Source organism: Pseudomonas sp. OV546 (assembly GCF_900116845.1).
Taxonomy (GTDB): Bacteria; Pseudomonadota; Gammaproteobacteria; order Pseudomonadales; family Pseudomonadaceae; genus Aquipseudomonas; species Aquipseudomonas petroselini.
This window is the reverse complement of record NZ_FPCE01000008.1, coordinates 56,394-74,355: the sequence shown is the minus strand read 5'-3', so window position 1 is coordinate 74,355 and position 17,962 is coordinate 56,394. Positions and strand designations below refer to the sequence as shown.

The 17,962-nt window shown below is 63.2% G+C and carries 22 protein-coding genes; 9 read left to right on the top strand and 13 right to left on the bottom strand.

Features of this window, described 5'->3' with window-relative positions:
- The first annotated feature begins 25 nt into the window (after positions 1 to 25).
- Complete coding sequence (locus BM403_RS19025) at positions 26 to 1,921, top strand: TonB-dependent receptor domain-containing protein (protein WP_064052215.1); 1,896 nt, start codon at positions 26 to 28, stop codon at positions 1,919 to 1,921.
- 19 nt (positions 1,922 to 1,940) lie between these two features.
- On the opposite strand, the gene BM403_RS19020 is transcribed toward BM403_RS19025, so the two are convergent.
- The 11 genes from BM403_RS19020 to nrdR all read right to left on the bottom strand — a co-directional run bounded on the left by BM403_RS19020 (position 1,941) and on the right by nrdR (position 10,149).
- Positions 1,941 to 2,729, bottom strand: coding sequence for a cobalamin-binding protein (locus BM403_RS19020; RefSeq protein WP_093544203.1), 789 nt, complete (start codon positions 2,727 to 2,729; stop codon positions 1,941 to 1,943).
- Entirely contained in the window at positions 2,726 to 3,145 is a 420-nt protein-coding gene (locus tag BM403_RS19015; RefSeq protein ID WP_015886100.1) for a nuclear FMR1 interacting 1 family protein, read from the bottom strand. Before BM403_RS19015 ends, BM403_RS19020 begins: the two co-directional genes overlap by 4 nt.
- Positions 3,142 to 3,759 (bottom strand): GTP cyclohydrolase II, encoded by a 618-nt coding sequence (gene ribA, locus BM403_RS19010; RefSeq protein ID WP_046035696.1) that lies wholly within the window; start codon positions 3,757 to 3,759, stop codon positions 3,142 to 3,144. Before ribA ends, BM403_RS19015 begins: the two co-directional genes overlap by 4 nt.
- Positions 3,760 to 3,888: 129 nt before the next feature.
- Positions 3,889 to 4,617 (bottom strand): type 2 periplasmic-binding domain-containing protein, encoded by a 729-nt coding sequence (locus tag BM403_RS19005; protein WP_093544201.1) that lies wholly within the window; start codon positions 4,615 to 4,617, stop codon positions 3,889 to 3,891.
- A 62-nt stretch (positions 4,618 to 4,679) separates the two neighbouring features.
- Positions 4,680 to 5,645 (bottom strand): thiamine-phosphate kinase, encoded by a 966-nt coding sequence (thiL, locus tag BM403_RS19000; protein ID WP_093544199.1) that lies wholly within the window; start codon positions 5,643 to 5,645, stop codon positions 4,680 to 4,682.
- Positions 5,646 to 5,663: 18 nt separating this feature from the next.
- A complete protein-coding gene (gene nusB / locus BM403_RS18995; RefSeq protein WP_093544197.1) occupies positions 5,664 to 6,164 on the bottom strand; it encodes a transcription antitermination factor NusB in 501 nt (166 codons plus the stop codon).
- A complete protein-coding gene (gene ribE, locus BM403_RS18990; protein WP_003176356.1) occupies positions 6,161 to 6,637 on the bottom strand; it encodes a 6,7-dimethyl-8-ribityllumazine synthase in 477 nt (158 codons plus the stop codon). Before ribE ends, nusB begins: the two co-directional genes overlap by 4 nt.
- A 90-nt stretch (positions 6,638 to 6,727) precedes the next feature.
- Positions 6,728 to 7,819 carry a bifunctional 3,4-dihydroxy-2-butanone-4-phosphate synthase/GTP cyclohydrolase II gene (ribBA, locus tag BM403_RS18985; protein WP_015886105.1) on the bottom strand — a complete coding sequence of 364 codons (1,092 nt, stop codon included), beginning with the start codon at positions 7,817 to 7,819 and terminating at the stop codon, positions 6,728 to 6,730.
- A gap of 15 nt (positions 7,820 to 7,834) precedes the next feature.
- Positions 7,835 to 8,497, bottom strand: a complete 663-nt coding sequence (locus BM403_RS18980) for a riboflavin synthase (RefSeq protein WP_015886106.1) — start codon at positions 8,495 to 8,497, stop codon at positions 7,835 to 7,837.
- A gap of 48 nt (positions 8,498 to 8,545) precedes the next feature.
- A complete protein-coding gene (ribD, locus tag BM403_RS18975) occupies positions 8,546 to 9,682 on the bottom strand; it encodes a bifunctional diaminohydroxyphosphoribosylaminopyrimidine deaminase/5-amino-6-(5-phosphoribosylamino)uracil reductase RibD (protein ID WP_043205972.1) in 1,137 nt (378 codons plus the stop codon).
- On the bottom strand, positions 9,679 to 10,149 hold the full coding sequence (nrdR, locus tag BM403_RS18970; RefSeq protein ID WP_015886108.1) for a transcriptional regulator NrdR: 471 nt from the start codon (positions 10,147 to 10,149) through the stop codon (positions 9,679 to 9,681). Before nrdR ends, ribD begins: the two co-directional genes overlap by 4 nt.
- 140 nt (positions 10,150 to 10,289) lie before the next feature.
- Here nrdR and BM403_RS18965 point away from each other — a divergent pair, with 140 nt between their 5' ends.
- The 3 genes from BM403_RS18965 to trxA all read left to right on the top strand — a co-directional run bounded on the left by BM403_RS18965 (position 10,290) and on the right by trxA (position 12,511).
- Positions 10,290 to 10,745, top strand: a complete 456-nt coding sequence (locus BM403_RS18965; protein WP_015886109.1) for a YbaY family lipoprotein — start codon at positions 10,290 to 10,292, stop codon at positions 10,743 to 10,745.
- A complete protein-coding gene (locus BM403_RS18960; RefSeq protein WP_093544195.1) occupies positions 10,742 to 11,398 on the top strand; it encodes a class I SAM-dependent methyltransferase in 657 nt (218 codons plus the stop codon). Before BM403_RS18965 ends, BM403_RS18960 begins: the two co-directional genes overlap by 4 nt.
- A 240-nt stretch (positions 11,399 to 11,638) precedes the next feature.
- Positions 11,639 to 12,511 (top strand): thioredoxin, encoded by an 873-nt coding sequence (gene trxA / locus BM403_RS18955; protein ID WP_015886111.1) that lies wholly within the window; start codon positions 11,639 to 11,641, stop codon positions 12,509 to 12,511.
- Here the strand turns inward: trxA and BM403_RS18950 are convergent.
- Entirely contained in the window at positions 12,508 to 12,855 is a 348-nt protein-coding gene (locus BM403_RS18950; RefSeq protein ID WP_015886112.1) for a hypothetical protein, read from the bottom strand. The genes trxA and BM403_RS18950 overlap by 4 nt on opposite strands.
- Before the next feature lie 130 nt (positions 12,856 to 12,985).
- Between BM403_RS18950 and BM403_RS18945 the strand changes: the two genes are divergently transcribed.
- The 5 genes from BM403_RS18945 (at position 12,986) to BM403_RS18925 (ending at position 16,886) form a co-directional block, all read left to right on the top strand.
- Entirely contained in the window at positions 12,986 to 13,576 is a 591-nt protein-coding gene (locus tag BM403_RS18945) for a DUF2796 domain-containing protein (protein ID WP_046035691.1), read from the top strand.
- A gap of 6 nt (positions 13,577 to 13,582) precedes the next feature.
- Positions 13,583 to 14,293 carry an ABC transporter ATP-binding protein gene (locus BM403_RS18940; protein WP_015886114.1) on the top strand — a complete coding sequence of 237 codons (711 nt, stop codon included), beginning with the start codon at positions 13,583 to 13,585 and terminating at the stop codon, positions 14,291 to 14,293.
- Position 14,294: 1 nt separating this feature from the next.
- Entirely contained in the window at positions 14,295 to 15,560 is a 1,266-nt protein-coding gene (locus BM403_RS18935) for an ABC transporter permease (RefSeq protein ID WP_046035690.1), read from the top strand.
- Positions 15,561 to 15,571: 11 nt separating this feature from the next.
- On the top strand, positions 15,572 to 16,093 hold the full coding sequence (locus BM403_RS18930; RefSeq protein ID WP_015886116.1) for a DUF3299 domain-containing protein: 522 nt from the start codon (positions 15,572 to 15,574) through the stop codon (positions 16,091 to 16,093).
- Positions 16,094 to 16,187: 94 nt separating this feature from the next.
- The gene (locus BM403_RS18925) at positions 16,188 to 16,886 is read left to right on the top strand and encodes an OmpW/AlkL family protein (RefSeq protein WP_093544193.1); all 699 of its coding nucleotides are present in this window, start codon (positions 16,188 to 16,190) and stop codon (positions 16,884 to 16,886) included.
- A 154-nt stretch (positions 16,887 to 17,040) separates the two neighbouring features.
- On the opposite strand, the gene BM403_RS18920 is transcribed toward BM403_RS18925, so the two are convergent.
- On the bottom strand, positions 17,041 to 17,925 hold the full coding sequence (locus BM403_RS18920; protein WP_015886118.1) for a sugar nucleotide-binding protein: 885 nt from the start codon (positions 17,923 to 17,925) through the stop codon (positions 17,041 to 17,043).
- Positions 17,926 to 17,962 lie beyond the last annotated feature (37 nt).

Sequence of the window (17,962 nt, the reverse complement as noted above, 5' to 3'; positions counted from 1 at the left end):
TCACGTTTGAAGCTACGGACAGCCGATGAATCGCCTTCGCCTTGCCCTGCCCTTGCTGCTTCTCTGCGCCCCGGACCTGCTGGCCGACACCCGCGACGACGCGCTGAAACTCCCCAACGTCGTCATCAGCGCCAACCGCCAGGTGCAGGCCCGCAACGACAGCAGCGCCGCCAACACGGTGTTCACCCGCGACGACATCGACCGCTTGCAGCCTACCCGCCTCACCGACCTCCTCAGCCGCGTGCCCGGTGTACAAGTCGCGCCCAGCGGTGGCCGTGGCAGCCTGCCGGGGATTTATATGCGTGGCACCAAATCCGCTCAAAGCCTGGTGCTGGTGGACGGTCAGCGCATCGCCAATACCACCTCCGGCGACAGCGGCCTGCAATACCTCAATGTCGACCAGATCGAACGGGTGGAAGTGCTGCGCGGCTCACGCTCGGTGATCTATGGCAGCGATGCGATTGGCGGGGTGATCCAGGTGTTTACCCGGCGCAACGCCGAGCCAGGCGTGCAGCCGCGCTTGAAACTCGGGTTTGGCAGCCATCAGACCTGGGAGCGCAGCCTCGGCCTCTCCGGCGGCGACGAACAAACGCGTTTCAACCTGGGGGCGAGCCTGGATGACACCGCCGGGATCAACTCGACGCACACCTCATTCCCCAGCGATGGCGACCATGATGCCTACCGCAACCAGTCCCTCAGCCTGAACCTCAGCCATTCCTTCAGCGATGCGCTGGAGGCGGGTTTCAACCTGTTGGATAACCGTGGCAAATCGGAATACGACAACAGCTTCGGCCGCTACGACCTCGCCACCGGGCAAACAGTTGGGCAAAAGCCCTACACCGACTACGCCGTGAGCAGTGCCAGCGGCTATGTCGATGCCACGCTCAACGAGCACTGGCAATCGCGCCTGGAGCTGGGCCATAGCGAGAACCGCGATACCAAGCGCGACACCCTCAGCGATGACTTCAGCGTGTTCAACACCTACCGCGATTCGGTCAACTGGCAGAACGACCTGACGCTGAATGACCAGAACAGCCTGATACTTGGCGGCGACTGGTACGAAGATCGCTTCCACGGCTCCACCACCTTCACCGAAAACAGCCGCTGGAACCGCGCCGCCTTCGTACAGCATCGCTTCCATGGCGAGTGGTTTTCCACCGAGCTGGGGCTACGGCGCGACCAAAACCAGCAGTTCGGCGGGCAGAACAGCTGGAGCGGCACCGTGACAGTGCCGGTCAACCCGGACAACGACCTGCTGCTGACCTACAGCGAAGGCTTCCGCGCGCCCACCTTCAACGACCTGTACTACCCCGACACGCAGTACAGCAACCCCGACCTGCAGCCCGAAACCTCCAAGAGCTACGAGTTGCAATGGCGCAGTCAACTGAGCGACAGCACGCGCCTTGAAGCCTCGCTGTACCGCACCGACTTGAGCGATGCGATCATCCTCGACCGCTCCGGCAAGCCGCAGAACGTGGCGTCGGCGCGTATCAACGGCTTTGAGGCCGCACTCAAGCAGGAGCTGTTTGGCTGGCAAGGCAACCTTGGGTTGTCGCTCATCGACCCACGCGACCGCGACAGCGGCCACACGTTGGCCCGCCGGGCGCGGCGGACGTTGAACCTGGATCTGGATCGGCAATTCGACACGCTGGGGCTGGGCGCCAGCTGGCAGGCCATCAGCAGCAGCTATGACGATGAAGACAACACCCACCGCCTGGGCGGCTATGCCTTGCTTGGGTTGCGCAGCAGTTGGGCGTTGAATCGGCAAGTGGCGCTGTCGTTGAAGGTCGATAACCTGCTGGACAGGTCCTATGCGCGGGCGCGTTACAGCTATAACGACCCGGGCTTTTTAAACAATCAGGATTATCGCGAAGAGGGTCGGGTGTGGATGTTTGGGGTGACGTGGACGCCTGAGATCTGAGGTGCCTGCGGTGGCGGTATCACAGGTTCGGCGCAATCACATGACACAACCGCCCCACCGCCTCCAACATCTGCCCACTGGGCCTCTCCAGGCCTTTGTCCGGCACTAACCGCACCCGCGCCGCCATCGTCGGCCAAACCTTCCAGGCCTCCTGCTGAGCCTGATCACCCACCAGGATCATCTCGGGATTACGCTGCAGCACCGACTCGATATTGACCTGCGGCGCGGGCAGCTTGAGGTCATCGAACACATTGCGCGCACCGCACACCGTCAGCGCATCGCTGATGATCTGCCCACCGCCCACGGTGTACAGCGGCTGATTCCAGACTTGGTAAAACACCCGCAGCGGCTCGGCACGCTGATAGCGCTGGCGCAGTTCGGCCAGGCGTTGGCGCAATTGCGCGGCCAGTTGCCGTCCGGCCTCAGGGCGATCCAATTGCTCGGCGATGGCCTGGACCTGAGTGGTGAGTTGTTCAAGGCTATGGGGTTCGGCGACGTACACCGGGATATTCAGGCGCTGCAACTGCTCACGCTGGGCGGGGCCGACACTGCCGGGCCAGAGCAGGATCAGGTCGGGCTTGAGGCTGAGCAGGCGCTCCATGTCCAACTGGCCGTAATGCCCCACCGACGGCACTTGCGCCAACGCCGCCGGGCGCTCGCCGCCGTCCAGCACGCCCACCAACAGATCGGCGGCGCCCAGTTCGACCACGATTTCAGAAAGCGACGGCGCCAGGCTCACGACCCGTTCGATCGCCAGCGCCTGGGCACTGAATGCCAGCAGCACCACCGCCAGCCAGTGACACCTCATCCCAGTTGACGGGGAATGCGATAGAGGTAGAACAGCACCACGGTCGACAGCGCCAGCAGGAACAGCGGCACCGCTTCCAGGCCGACGAACACCGATAACGCACCGATCCAGGCCGGCACAGCAGCGATCAGCAACGCCGTGCGCCGACGGGCCGCCAGGGTGATCCAGGCAGCGGGTTCTTCGGGAGTATCGAGGGCTTTGGAGGTGGCGATCAACGCATGTTTATAGCCGTTGAAATAACGCAGGCTGAGGAACATCGAGGCCACGCCGGCGATAAAGAAGGGCATGGCCAGCACGGGTAGCAGGGACTCGGCTTGGCCAAACACCAGGTTGATCACAAACAATGGGAGCAACGCCAGGGCCAGGTACTGCCACCAATTGAAGGATAGCCGCCGTTTCACCTGGCCACGGGTCACGCGCGGTCGACCTCGCCCTGGTGCTCGTTACCCATCATGTGGTCGAGCTTGCTGGCCTTGGTGGCCAGGTAGAGTTTGTTGTGCGGATTGTGTCCGGTGTGCAGCGGCACGCGCTCGGCAACCGTGATGCCCATCTCGGTCAAGGCTTTGACCTTGCGCGGGTTGTTGGTCATCAGGCGCAGGGAGTTGACGCCCAGGTGCTCCAGCATCGGCAGGCAGATCGCGTAGTCACGCTGGTCGGCGGCAAAGCCCAGGCGCTCGTTGGCCTCGACGGTATCGGCACCGCCATCTTGCAGCTCATAGGCGCGGATCTTGTTCATCAGGCCAATGCCACGGCCTTCCTGGCGCAAGTACAACAGCACGCCCCGGCCTTCACGGGCGATGGCCCGCATGGCTGCTTCCAGTTGCGAACCGCAGTCGCAACGCTGGCTGAACAGCGCATCGCCGGTCAGGCATTCGGAGTGCACCCGGCCCAGCACCGGCGCGCCATCAGCGATATCGCCCAGGCTAAGCACAACGTGCTCGCGCCCGGTGGCTTCTTCGAGAAAGCCGTTCATGGTGAACGTGGCAAAAGGGGTAGGCAGCTTGGAAGCAGCGACGAAAACGACGGGCACCGTGTGCTCCTGATTTCAGTTTTTACAAAGGCGGCCATTGTAACAGCAGGTTCCTACAGACGCTTAAGCTGAATTATCGCTGATAAAGATCAATCGGTTCGATTGGCCTTCGTCCTGGTTCTATGCAGGTTAGAAGGGATAGGCCTGGTGCCAGCGCTCGAAAATCGGTCTCAGCTCGCCGCTTTTTACTAACGCGTCCATACGCTGGTCGAACACGCCCGCCAACACCCGCCCTCGCTCGCTGTCGGTAAACCCGACGTAGAGCGGCAACTCAACGACAGGGGTGAGCTTAAACTGTGTGGGGTCTTTCGCCTGGCTGAGTACGAATTTGGACTCGGTGAGGGAGTCGATATAAAAGTCCGCTCTGCCGTGCTGGAGCATCGGCAGGATGCCATCGCGGCGTTCGATCTGGTTGAAGCGCTGTACATTCGGCAAGTACGCCTCGAACTTGTAACCGCGCACCCACGCCAGGCGGTAGTTGGCCAGCGTGGTCAGGGTCGGCGTGGGCGTGGTCGCCAGCCCCAGCGCATAAATGTGGTCGGAATCGTAGCGCCAATGCGGGTACACCACGCCTTTGACTTCGCCCGGATAGGAACCGACCCAGCCATCCACCTCGCCGCGCTGGGCCAGGCCAACCGAGCGGGTGTAGGGCACAGAGCGGGTTTGCAGCTTGAACCCGGCGGGCTCAAATACCTGTCGCAATAAGTCCCAGGCCAGGCCGCTGCCATCGGCATTGGTGTAGTCATCCCAGGCCTCACTGGCCAGCGACACTTTACCGGGAGCCACCGCGGCCTCCTGTGCCTGCGCCAAGGGGGCGACGCAGCACAGCAGAATCCTCAGCCAGCGGCGCACATCCATAATGATGACCTCCTACAGGTATTGCATCCGTATGAGGCTATAGGGTAGCGCAGGTCGCCCGGTTACGGCGCCTCGCGAAAGTGTTGATAGCCACGAATGGCTGGGGTGATGTCCTGCCCGTGTGCGTCGAGCAACGTTACGCCCTGCCCCGGCTCGACCCGGCCGATCACATGGATCGGCAACCCATCGGCCAGCAGTGGTGCCAGCTCGGCGGGCGGCAGGGTGAACGCCAGCACGTAGTCGTCCCCCCCGCTCAGGGCCGCTACTCGCGCTTCGTCATCACCGACGAACGCCAGCAGCGCCGTGGACAACGGCAAACGCTGGCGCTCAATCAACAGGCTGACCTGTGATGCCGTGGCGATATGCCCGCAATCGGCCAGGAGCCCATCGGAAATATCCATCGCCGACGTGGCCTTGCCGCGCAGCGCCAGCCCCAGGGCCAACTGCGGTTGCGGCGACCAGTAATGAGCCAGTAACGGATCGGCGATCGCCGCATCGGCGCTGCGCTGGCCCAATACCAGCGGCAAGGCGCCGGCGGCGTTGCCCAGTTCGCCGCCGACACACAGCAGGTCGCCCGGTCGCGCGCCGCTGCGGGTCAAGGCTTGCCCGGCCGGCACACGACCCAACACGGTCAAGGTCAGGCTCAGGGGGCCACGCGTGGTATCGCCGCCCACTAACCCCACGCCGCAACGTTGCGCCATGGCATTCAACCCTTGGGCATAGCGTTGCAGCCAATCGGCATCGACCGTCGGTGTGGTAAGGGCAAGGGTAAACGCGAGGGGATGGGCGCCCATGGCGGCCAGGTCACTCACCGCCACGGCCAACGAGCGCTGGCCGAGCAGGAAGGGGTCGCAGGGGTCGGCAAAATGCACCCCGGCCACCAGTGTATCGGTGGAGATTGCCAACTGCTCCCCAGTGGGGAGCGCCAGCAAGGCGCAGTCATCGCCGATCCCCAGGGCAATCCCCTCGCCGCCTTGCGCACAAGGCGCGGCGGCGAAGTAGTTGCGGATCAGCTCAAACTCGCCCATTCAGGTTTCAAGCGCGATTCAGCGCTTGTACGCCTTCACTTCGGCTTCACGCAGGCGTGGTGCCAGCTTGTCGAGCACGCCGTTGACGAACTTGTGGCCGTCGGTCGAACCGTAGACTTTCGCCAGTTCGATACCTTCGTTGATCACCACGCGGTACGGCACGTCAACGCGATAAAGCAGCTCCCAGGCGGACAGGCGCATCACGCACAGCTCAACCGGGTCCAGCTCGTCGATGGTCAGGTCCAGGCATGGCGCCAGGGCTGCATCGATCTCGGTCAGGTGGGCATGCACACCGTGCAGGATGTCGTGGAAGTACGGCAGGTCGGCGAAGGTGAAATCGTTGTCGACGCGAAACTGTGCCTCGATTTCGTTCAACGAAGCGCCCGCCATCTGACGCTGATACAGCGCCTGGGTCGCCAACTGCCGAGCAGCGCGACGCTTCTCGTTCTTGGATGGCTTGCCGGCATCGGCTGGGCGTGGGTCACGTGGGTTGAAGTTGTCGCTCTCGTCGGAAATCACTTGGCCTCCAACTGCGACAGCAGGCTGACCATTTCCAGCGCGGACAGGGCAGCTTCAGCGCCTTTGTTACCGGCCTTGGTGCCGGAGCGCTCGATGGCTTGCTCGATGGAATCAACGGTCAGTACGCCGAAAGCGACCGGTACGCCGAACTCCATGGACACCTGGGCCAGGCCCTTGGTGCATTCGCCGGCCACGTATTCGAAGTGCGGGGTACCGCCACGAATGACCGCGCCCAGGGCGATGATCGCCGCGTATTCACCCTGCTGGGCAACTTTTTGCGCAACCAGTGGAATTTCGAAGGCGCCAGGGGCACGGATGATCGTGATGTCGCTCTCGCTCACACCGTGGCGAACCAGGGCGTCCACGGCACCGCTTACCAGGCTTTCAACCACGAAGCTGTTGAAGCGGCCAACCACCAGGGCGTAGCGGCCTTTGGGGGCGATGAAGGTACCTTCGATGGTCTTCAGGGTCATTCGACAAATCTCTTAAAGAGCCGGGACGCGTGTATGACGCGTCCCTTAGTGATATTTGAACCGCGAACAAAGGGCGAAAACCGCCAGCCTTTATTCGGAGGGCACGTATTCTACTACTTCCAAGTCGAAACCGGATATCGCATTAAATTTCATCGGTGCGCTCATCAGGCGCATTTTGCGCACGCCCAGGTCCCGCAGGATCTGCGAACCGGCACCGACGATGCTGTAGGTGGTCGGCTTTTTCACCGGCGCGTGGTCAGCCGTTTCGCGGATATGCGCCAGCAAGACGTCGCCATCCACCGGGTTGCCGAGCAGCAGCACCACACCGCTGCCTGCCTCGGACACCGCGGACATCGCGGCGCGCAGGCTCCAGCGACCCGGTTGCTTGACCATCAGCAGGTCACGCAGCGGGTCCATGTTGTGCACGCGCACCAGGGTCGGCTCTTCGGCGCAAATGGTGCCCAGGGTGAGGGCCATGTGCACGTCGCCTTCCACTGAATCACGGTAGGTAACCAAATTGAATTGGCCCAGTTCGCTGTCGAGTGGCTGCTCGGCAATCCGCTGAACGGTACGTTCGTGGATCATCCGGTAGTGAATCAGGTCGGCAATGGTGCCCACCTTGATGTTGTGTTCGGCGGCAAAGGCTTCAAGTTCGGCACGGCGAGCCATGGTGCCGTCGTCGTTCATCACTTCGCAGATCACGCCGCTTGGCTCGAAACCGGCCATGCGTGCCAGGTCGCAGGCGGCTTCGGTGTGGCCGGCGCGGGCCAGGGTGCCGCCCGGTTGGGCCATCAGCGGGAAAATGTGGCCTGGGCTGACGATGTCTTCGGCCTTGGCGTCTTTGGCGGCGGCGGCTTGCACCGTGCGCGCGCGGTCAGCGGCAGAAATACCGGTGGTCACGCCGGTAGTCGCTTCAATCGACACGGTGAACTTGGTACCAAAACCCGACCCATTGCGCGGCGCCATCAATGGCAGCTTGAGCAACTCGCAACGCTCGCGGCTCATGGGCATGCAGATCAGCCCACGGGCATGCTTGGCCATGAAGTTGATGTGCTCAGCCTGGCAGGCCTCGGCGGCCATGATGATGTCGCCTTCGTTCTCGCGGTCTTCGTCATCCATCAGGATGACCATCTTGCCTTGGCGGATGTCTTCAACCAGTTCTTCGATACTATTGAGCGCCACAGGGCACCCCCTTGGTCAGGATTTCAGGTAGCCATTAGCGGCCAGAAAACTTTCGGTGATGTTCCCGGATGTTGGCTCTGCGGCCTTATCGCCCATCAACAGGCGCTCCAGGTAACGGGCAAGCAAGTCGACTTCCAGGTTCACCCGGCGACCCGGCTGGTACGAGGCCATGATCGTTTCGCTGAGGGTGTGGGGAATGATGGTCAGTTCGAATTCGGCGCCGTTCACGGCGTTCACGGTCAGGCTGGTGCCATCGACAGTGATCGAGCCTTTATGGGCGATGTATTTGGCCAGCTCTTTGGGCGCGCGGATGCGAAATTCCACGGCCCGCGCATTTTCGCTGCGGGCGACCACTTCGCCGACGCCGTCGACGTGGCCGCTGACCAGGTGACCGCCCAGGCGGGTGGTCGGGGTCAGGGCTTTTTCCAGGTTGACCGGGCTGCCGGCCTTGAGATCGTTCATCGCGGTGCAGTCCAGGGTTTCCCGGCTGACGTCGGCGGCAAAACCGTTGCCCGGCAGTTCGATGACGGTCAGGCACACGCCGCTGACCGCAATGCTGTCGCCCAGTTTGACGTCGCCGAGGTCGAGCTTGCCGGTTTCAACCAGCAGGCGCACGTCGCCGCCTTTGGGGGTCATTGCACGGATGCTGCCGATGGATTCGATAATGCCGGTGAACATTTCGTTCTCCTGAAAACGAGGGGCTGACGCTCAAGCGCAGGCCGGGAATTATACGCTCGCTGCTGGCACAGGGATGGCAGTGACCCGCCAGTCGTCGCCTACAGCGCGCATTTCAGTGATCTTGAGTTGGGGGGCGTCGGCCAGTTTATCAAGCGGCCAATCCAGCAAAGGCCGGGCGGCGGAGCCGAGGAACTTGCCTGCGACGAATATCACGTATTCGTCTACCAGGCCTTGTTGGGCAAACGCACCCGCCAGGCTTGGGCCGGCTTCCACCAGCACGTCGTTGACGCCACGCGCAGCCAGCGCGACCAGTGCCGAGCGCAAGTCGACCTGGCCTTCGACACCTGGCACCACCAGGCACTCAGGGCCACGGGGGAACTGATTTTCGGCAGTCACGCAGGTGATGACCAACGCCGGGCCGGCCTTGAAGAACGGCGCGTTGAGCGGCACTCGCAGGCGGCCGTCGATCAGCACGCGCAATGGCGGGCGCGACATGGCCAGGGCGGTGGTGGCGTCATCCAGGCCGAGTTCGGCGGCGCGCACGGTCAGGCGCGCACCGTCGGCCAGCACCGTATCGGCGCCGGTCAGCACCACGCTGGCCTCGGCGCGCAGGCGTTGGACGGCAGCGCGGGCGGCGGGGCCGGTGATCCATTGGCTTTCGCCGCTGGCCATCGCGGTGCGGCCGTCCAGGCTCATCGCCAGCTTGACCCGCACAAACGGCAGGCCCTGCTCCATGCGTTTGAGGAACCCTCTGTTGAGGGCCCGCGCTTCACTTTCCAACACACCGCTGCGCACGTCGATCCCGGCCTGGGCCAGGCGCTGCATGCCGCGCCCGGCGACTTCCGGGTTAGGGTCCTGCATCGCCGCGACCACACGCGCCAACCCGGCACTCACCAGCGCATCGGCGCACGGCGGGGTGTGCCCATAGTGACTGCAAGGTTCGAGGGTCACATAGGCGGTGGCGCCGCGCGCCTTGTCACCGGCAGCGCGCAGGGCATGAACTTCGGCATGGGGCTCGCCGGTGCGCACGTGCCAGCCTTCGCCGACGACCTGCCCATCGCGCACAATCACACAGCCCACCCGAGGGTTGGGGTGGGTGGTGTACAGACCCTTGCGCGCCAGTTCGAGGGCGCGGGCCATGTAATGGGCGTCGAGCACAGCTTGTTCGGCAGAGGGTGAATTCATTCTTTGGCAGGCTCACGGGCCAGGCGGTCGATCTCTTCGCGGAACTCATTGAGGTCCTGGAAGCGTCGATACACCGAGGCGAAACGGATATAGGCAACTTCGTCGAGCTTTTGCAGCTCGCCCATTACCAGTTCTCCAACCACCAGGCTCTTGACCTCGCGCTCGCCGGTCGCACGCAGCTTGTGCTTGATATGCACCAGCGCCGCCTCCAGCCGCTCGACACTCACCGGGCGTTTTTCCAGGGCGCGCTGCATACCGGCGCGCAGTTTTTCTTCGTCGAAGGGTTGGCGGCTGCCGTCGGACTTGATCAGCCGGGGCAACACCAGTTCGGCGGTTTCGAAGGTGGTGAAACGTTCACCGCAGCCAGAAGCCAGGCATTCGCGCCGGCGACGCACTTGATCGCCCTCGGCGACCAGACGCGAGTCAATGACCTTGGTGTCGTTGGCACCGCAGAAGGGACAGTGCATGGTGGGCAGGCAACAAATAAAGGGAGGGCCATGGTAGCGCATCCCCGTGGCAAGACAAGCCATAGCCTTTACGGTATATAGGCTGGCTATTATGTTTCATATTTTTCAAGCCACGGATTTTGTCCTTTCTGGAGCCGTACATGCAGTTACGACCACTTGTTTTGCTCACCCTGTTCAGTGTCCTGGTCGCCTGCAGCAGCGAAGCCCCCAAGCCTGCCGCCCCTCAACCGGCACCGGCGCAAGAGAAAAAAGTCCCCGGCATTGAAGACACCGGCCCCCTGCCCGCCTACCAGCGTGAAATCAGCGGCAGCCTGACCAACGTGCCGGCCGGCGCTGAAGTCGAGATGGCGTTGCTGGTGATCGACGACCGTTCGCGTCCGCAACAACTGCTGGCCAGCAGTGTGCTGACCGGCAATGGCCAGCCCCTGGCCTTCCGCCTGCGCTACAACCCCGAAGCCTTCCCCGCCGGTGCGCGGGTTGAACTGCGCGGCCGCGCCAGCCAGTCCGGCCAGCTGATCCTGCACCTGCCCGCCGTGCGCATCACCCAGGCCATCACCCAGAGCACCGGCCCCCTGCAACTCGTCAAGGCACCATGACGCCACCGTTGGACCTGCAAGCGGCGCTGAGCGAACTGATCGGCGACGCACAGCTGGTGCCCTGCCCGTTGCCGGGCACCGAGCTGTCGTTGTGGCTGCTGGATGCCGACAACATGGACCGCGCCTTCAGCCCCGAAGAAACCCGCCGCATCCTGCATGAACCGCCCTACTGGAGTTTTTGCTGGGCCAGCGGCCTGGCGCTGGCGCGCTACCTGGCGGCGAACCCTGAGTGGGTCGCGGGCAAGCGCGTGCTGGACTTTGGCGCGGGTTCCGGCGTGGCCGCGATTGCAGCGGTCAAGGCTGGCGCACGGGAAGTGGTGGCCTGCGACCTGGACCCACTGGCCTTGGCGTCATGCCGGGCGAATGCCGAGCTTAACGGTGTAGAACTGGGCTACTCCGCCGATTTTTTCGCCGAAGCCGACCGCTTCGACCTGATCCTGGTCGCCGATGTGCTCTACGACCGGGCGAACCTGCCGCTGCTGGATCAGTTCCTGACCCGAGGCCGCGAAGCGCTGGTGGCGGATTCGCGCGTGAGGGACTTTCAGCACCCGGATTATCGGAGGCTGGAAATTCTTGATGCACTGACATTGCCGGACCTGGCGGAGCCTTGGGAGTTTCGCAAGGTGAGTCTTTACCACTCGCAGCGCTCTTGAAAGCCCCCCTCCTGTAGTGAGCGGGCTTGCCCCGCGCCGGGTGGCGGAGCCGCCCCAAAACAGGCGGCTAAATTCTGTCTGGAAGGTTGCGGTGACCGGATTGGGGCGGCTTCGCCACCCAGCGCGGGGCAAGCCCGCTCACTACCGTGGCAGGCATCACGCGTTTGAACTCCAAGCCGCTTCCGGTAGCCAGCGCCAGCCCTTATAGTTGCCCCATTCCCGCTTTATTCGAGACGCCCCATGAGTGAACCCACGCCGTATATCTTCGACGTCACCACCGCCAATTTCGACCAGGCCGTGATCCAGAACTCCTTCGAAAAACCCGTGCTGGTGGATTTCTGGGCCGAGTGGTGCGCGCCATGCAAGGCGTTGATGCCGATGCTGGCGAAGGTTGCCGAGAGTTATCAGGGCGAGTTGCTGCTGGCCAAGGTCGATTGCGAGGCCGAGCAGGACATCGTTGCGCGGTTTGGCATTCAGAGCCTGCCGACGGTGGTGCTGTTCAAGGATGGCCAGCCGGTGGATGGGTTCGCCGGAGCGCAGCCGGAGTCGGCGGTGCGGGCGATGCTCGAGCCGCATGTGCAGATGCCGCCACCGGCGGCGGCGGATCCGTTGGAGCAGGCCCAGGCACTGTTTGCCGAAGGTCGCATCAGCGATGCTGAAGCCGTGCTGGTGACGCTGCTGGGCGAAGACAACACTAACGCCGCGGCGTTGATCCTGTACGCCCGCTGCCTGGCCGAACGCGGTGAATTGGGTGAAGCCCAGACCGTGCTGGACGCGGTGAAGAGCGACGATCACAAAGCCGCCCTCGCCGGGGCCAAGGCGCAGATCACCTTCCTGCGCCAGGCTGCCGACCTGCCGGACGCCGCCGACTTGAAAAGCCGCCTGGCGCAAAACCCGCAGGACGACGAAGCGGCCTATCAGTTGGCGATCCAGCAACTGGCGCGCCAACAGTACGACGCGGCGCTGGAAGGTTTGCTCAAGCTGTTTATCCGCAACCGCAGCTACAGCGAAGGCCTGCCGCACAAGACCTTGCTGCAGGTGTTCGAACTGCTGGGCAACGACCACCCGCTGGTGACCGTGTACCGCCGCAAGTTGTTCGCCGCGCTGTACTAATCGCCGACCCAGCTGTACAGCGGCGTATCCCCGCCGCTGGCAACCTTCACCTGGGCGCTGTGGCGCAGGCGTACCAACAGGCGCTTGCCCGCCGAGGCGTCGCCGGCCAGGCCTTCCAACTGGTCAAGCAACTCCAGGCCACTGAGCTGTCCGGCCTTGCGCAACAGCGCCTGGGCGCCCTGCCACAGCTCATCATTGTGTTTGACCGGAGCCACGGGCGCGGCGGCCGGGCTGGCGACGGGCGTAGCCTGCAAGTGCGCGCCCAGCCGTGCCCAATCGCCGTCATCCAGTTCCAGGGTCAAGTCCACCGGCAGGTCGCCGACCGTTCCACGAATTCGCAACATCGTCCTTACTCCTGCATTTTTCCGACAAGCATGCTCCCATGCGGCTTGCGCAACGCCAAGCGGGCGGTCAAACTCTCAGCCAATTGTTATAAGATCACATAACAAAACTTTCATGTTCTGGAGTCTTCTCATGCGCCGTTTGTTGCTTGCTTTGCCGTTTGCCCTGCTGCCATTGGCGGTTGCCCATGCTCATGACGACCACGACCATGAACACGGCAGCCTCGGCGCCCACGAGCATGGCGTCGGCCGCCTCAACGCAGTGCTCGACGGCCAGGCCCTGGAGCTTGAGTTGGACAGCCCGGCAATGAACCTGGTGGGTTTCGAACACCTGGCCACCACCCCGGCGGACAAAGCCAAGGTCGCCGCCGCGCGCAAGCAACTGGAGAACCCCGTCGCCCTGTTCAACCTGCCTAAGGCTGCCGGTTGCGTGGTCAGCACCCAGGAGCTCAACAGCCCGCTGTTCGGCGATAAACCCGAAGCCGACCATGACGACGATGATGACGACGCCAAAGACGGCGCCCACGAACACCCTCACGACCACAGCGAAATCCACGCCCACTACCAGTTCACCTGTGCCACACCGACGGCCCTGAGCACTCTTGACCTGACCCAGGTGTTCAAGACCTTCCCCGCCACCCAGAAAATTCAGGTACAACTGATCGGCCCGAGCGGCCAGCAAGGTGTTGAAGCGACGGCCACCGCAGCCACCCTGAAGTTCTGAGTCCCCATGACCCACGCATTGATCGAACTGTCTGACCTGGGCTTCAACTGGCCCGGGCACCCACAGTTGCTGGACATCCCCGCGTTCCGCCTGGAAGCGGGGGAAACCCTGTTTCTCAAAGGCCCGAGCGGCAGTGGCAAAACCACACTGCTGGGCCTGCTCGGCGGCGTGCAGAAACCCAGCCGAGGCAGCATCCGCCTGCTCGGCCAGGAGCTGACTGAGCTCTCGGCCGGTGCCCGCGACCGTTTCCGCGTCGACCACACCGGCTACATCTTCCAGCAGTTCAACCTGCTGCCGTTCCTGTCGGTGCGCGAGAACGTCGAATTGCCGTGCCACTTTTCCACGCTGCGCGCGCAACGAGCAAAACAGCGCCACGGCAGTGTCGACCAGGCCGCCGCTGCGTTGCTCGCGCACCTGGGTTTGAAAGACAAAGACCTGCTCGAAAGACGTGCCGACTCGCTGTCCATCGGCCAGCAACAACGGGTGGCCGCCGCCCGGGCGTTGATCGGCCAGCCGGAACTGGTGATCGCCGACGAGCCTACCTCGGCCCTGGACTACGACGCCCGCGAAGCCTTCCTGCAACTGCTGTTCGCCGAATGCCGCGAAGCGGGCGCCAGCCTGTTGTTTGTCAGCCATGACCAGAGCCTGGCTTCGCTGTTCGACCGCAACCTGTCGCTGGCCGAACTCAATCGCGCCGCCACGCCCGCAGAGGTTTGAGATGTATCTGTTCCGTCTAGCCATGGCCAGCCTGGCTAATCGCCGCTTTACCGCGATCCTCACTGCTTTCGCCATCGCGCTTTCAGTCTGCTTGTTGCTCGCGGTGGAGCGCGTGCGCGTTGAGGCGCGCAACAGTTTCGCCAGCACCATCAGCGGCACCGACCTGATCGTCGGCGCCCGCTCGGGCTCGGTCAACCTGCTGCTGTACTCGGTGTTCCGCATCGGCAACGCCACCAACAACATCCGTTGGGACAGTTTCGAACACTTTGCCGCCAGCCCCCAGGTGAAGTGGGCGATCCCGATGTCCCTCGGCGACTCCCATCGCGGCTACCGCGTGATGGGCACCAACGCGTCCTACTTCGAACACTACCAATACGGCCGCAAGCAAAACCTCGAACTGGCCAGCGGCCGCGCCTTCGCGACCGACCCGTTCGAAGTGGTGCTCGGTGCCGAAGTCGCCGACGCGTTGCATTACAAACTCGGCGACAAACTGGTGCTCGCCCACGGCGTGGCGGTGGTCAGCCTGGTCAAGCACGACGACAAACCGTTCACCGTGGTCGGCATTCTCAAGCGCACCGGCACGCCGGTGGACCGCACGTTGCACATCAGCCTCGGCGGCATGGAAGCGATCCATATCGACTGGCACAACGGCGTGCCCGCGCAGGGCAAAGGCCGTATCAGCGCCGACCAGGCACGTAACATGGACCTTACACCGCAGGCCATCACCGCGTTCATGCTCGGCCTGAACAACAAGATTTCCACCTTCGCCCTGCAACGGGAAATCAACGAATTCCGCGGCGAACCGATGCTGGCGATCCTGCCCGGCGTGGCACTGCAAGAGCTGTGGAGCATGATGGGCACCGCCGAAAAAGCCCTGTTCGTGATCTCGCTGTTCGTGGTGCTCACCGGCCTGATCGGCATGCTCACGGCGATCCTCACCAGCCTCAACGAACGCCGCCGCGAGATGGCGATCCTGCGTTCGGTGGGCGCACGCCCGTGGCATATCGCGACGCTGCTGATCTTCGAAGCCTTCGCCCTGGCGCTGTCTGGCGTGATCGCGGGCGTGGGTTTGCTGTACGTGTGCATGGCCGCGTCGCGCGGGTACCTGCAGGCCAACTACGGCCTGGACTTGCCGATGTCGTGGCCCAGCGAATATGAATGGACGTTGCTCGCCGGTATCCTGGCGGCAGCGCTGTTGATGGGCAGCGTGCCCGCCTGGCGCGCCTATCGACAATCCCTGGCCGATGGCCTGTCCATACGTTTATGAGGAAGGCTTTGATGCGTCGCGCCCTGCTTGCCCTGTTTCTGCTGATTGCCCTGCCCGCCTGGGCGGAAGATCAGCCCAAGGACTTGTCCTGGCAGGAAATGATCCCGCCGGACGCGCCGCCAGAAATTCCCAATATGAAACCGCTGCACGACCTGTCGAACATGGCCGATGCGTTGTCCGTCGAGGCGGCGCCGGCCGCCAAACAGGATTTGCCCAATGCGCCGGTGGTGCAGAGCCTCGACGGTCAGCACATCCGTTTACCGGGTTATATCGTGCCGCTGGAAGTCAGCGAAGAAGGCCGTACCACCGAGTTTCTGCTGGTGCCGTATTTCGGCGCGTGCATCCATGTGCCGCCGCCACCGTCGAACCAGATCGTGCATGTCAAAAGCGAAATCGGCGTGAAGCTCGATGAGCTCTACCAGCCGTACTGGATCGAAGGCGCGATGCAAGTCAAACCGTCCACCAGCGAACTCGCCGATGCCGGTTACCAGATGGATGCCGAGAAAATTTACATGTACGAGCTGCCGGAATAGCGCTGATCGCCCTTTCATTGAGCTGAGTCAAAAGACCGAACGGAACGATCTTTACCATTGGACGTACAACTTTTAAACGTCCTTTGGAGCTCCCATGAACAAGTCTCTGCTCGGCGCGTCCCTCTTCGCGCTCGCCCTCGCTGCCCCTGTTGCACACGCTCACGAAGCGGGCGACATTCTGATTCGCGCCGGTGCAATCACCGTGAACCCGAAGGCAGACAGCAGCAGCGTCAAGGTTGACCAGGGCCCATTGGCCGGCGCCAATCTGGGCGGCAAGGCGACCATGAGCAGCGACACTCAGTTGGGCTTGAACTTCGCCTACATGCTGACCAACCACGTCGGTATCGAACTGCTGGCGGCCACACCGTTCGAGCATGACGTGAAGATCAAGAACACCGCCCTTGGCGCCGCGAACGGCAAACTCGGCACCCTGAAACACCTGCCGCCGACCCTGAGCGTCGTGTACTACCCACTGGACAACAAGTCGGCTTTCCAGCCGTACGTGGGCGCGGGTATCAACTACACCTGGATCTATGACGAACACGTCGGCAGCCGCGCATCGGACGCAGGCTTCAGCAACTTCAAGGCCGAAAACTCCTGGGGCTGGGCGGCGCAGATCGGTGCCGACTACATGATCAACGACAAGTGGATGATCAACGCCCAGGCGCGCTACATCGACATCAGCACCAAAGCGACGGTGGACAACAATGCCCTGGGCCAGGGCACGCGCGCCAAGGTCGATGTGGACGTCGACCCGATGGTCTACATGGTGGGTATCGGCTACAAGTTCTGACACCAACCTGACCAGTAACACAAAACTCAATGTGGGAGGGGGCTTGCCCCCGATTGCAGTGTGTCAGCCAACACATATTTGACTGAACCACCGCTATCGGGGACAAGCCCCCTCCCACATTTGGCTCGTGCCCACATTAGGTTTGTGTGCGGGATCAGCTGTGACGGTAGAACCGGTCCAGCAGCGCCGGCAGCCCCGCCCGCCACGCCCGTGGCTTGATGCCGAAGGTGTGAAGGATTTTCTTGCAAGCCAGCACCGCGTGTTGCGGCTCATCCGCCGCATCCGGCCGGGCCGCATGGGCCTGGGCGGTGGGGGATTCGATCGCCAGCGGGTGGAAGGTACGTGCTTCAGTCAAAATCGCCTGGCCCAGCGCCAACGGTGTGGTCGCCTCATGCCCGGCGTAGTGGTACGTGCCCCACAACGGCGCCGCGCAATCGAGTTGCTTGAGCACCGAGATGATCACCCGCGCCGCGTCATCCACCGGCGTCGGGTTGCCGCGACGGTCGTCCGCCATCAGCAATTCATCCGGCTTCTCGGCCCGCGCCAGGAAGCGCCCGAGGGTGCCGTCGACGCTGTCATCCAGCAGCCAGCCGAACCGCAACAGCACATGTTGTGGGCAGGTGGCGCGCACACTCTGTTCGATTCGCCACAACGCCTGGCCGCGCAGGCCCAGGGGCACCGGCTCGTCTTTTTCGCTGTAGGCGGTGGCGCGGGAGCCATCGAACACGCGGTAGCTGGACGGTTGCAGCAAGGTGATGTTGTGGTGCTGGCACAGTTCGGCCAGGCGCTCGATGGCGAATTCCTGGGCGGCCAAACGGGTTTCGCTGACCACCTCGGCCTGGAACCAGTCGAAATAGTAGGCGAGGTTGATCAACGCATCGGGACGGGTGTCGTCGAGCAGTTGGGTAAGGCTCGCGGCATCCCAGCCGTCTTTGGGCGGTTTGGGGGCGAGGAAACCGATGTCTTCCTCTGCACCGAGGCGAATCAGCGCCTGCCCGAGGGCATTCCCGCCGCCCAGTAACATAAGGCGCATTCGCATAGATTGAGCAGGCCCGGTCTGTGTGGAACGAAGGTTT